The following is a 663-nucleotide window of genomic DNA, read 5'->3' on the forward strand; positions in this document are numbered from 1 at the left end:
GAATACTTCTCCTGTATCTGTATCAGCAACAGCAACTACAGCTTTTTTATCACTTCCCGTACTACTTTTGTATTTCTTAACAACGTGATTTTCAATCCCTTCAATTGCTTGTTTCATAAAGGGGTTTTCTTCGTTTTTTTGAAAATCGGTTAATTTGAGTACTTTCTTATTTTCCATAAACATTCTATTTAGGCAAATTTGACTTTCTATATATCGGTGAAAAAGTATAATTTGATTTTCCACAAAGGAATATTTAAATTTCCATTAATACAATAAAAAAGCAAAATATATTTTCCTTTTTAACATCTAATAGGAAAGAGTGACTTTCTAATATGGAAAATCAGATTTTCCAATATGGAAAATACCCTATATTGAGTATCAACTACTTAACTTATTCTATTTCTTAAGTTCTTATTATACCCTAAAAACGGCATATAATCAACTACTTAAAAAATCATCGGTCGGGGAGCGCCCAGCGGCAAGGGGCGGGACCACCCGTCCCGACGAGCGCCCACACCATAAACTTTTTTTCGAATAAGCACACAACCGTTTTTCGAACCCTGCAAAATTTCTTCCGAACCCGAACGGCGTAACACTCCATTGAGTGAAGCTGCCGTTTGGTCGCTCCCCCTTTGGGGGCGGGGGGGGGGTTACATACCCATG

1 pseudogene is annotated in these 663 nt (G+C 37.3%); it reads right to left on the reverse strand.

The features are described from left to right. Positions 1-177, reverse strand: a pseudogene (locus tag RF647_RS19070) (RepA protein); the annotation flags it as partial. Between the last annotated feature and the right edge of the window lie 486 nt (positions 178-663).

Source organism: Kocuria sp. CPCC 205263, assembly GCF_040981075.1.
GTDB lineage: Bacteria > Actinomycetota > Actinomycetes > Actinomycetales > Micrococcaceae > Kocuria > Kocuria rosea.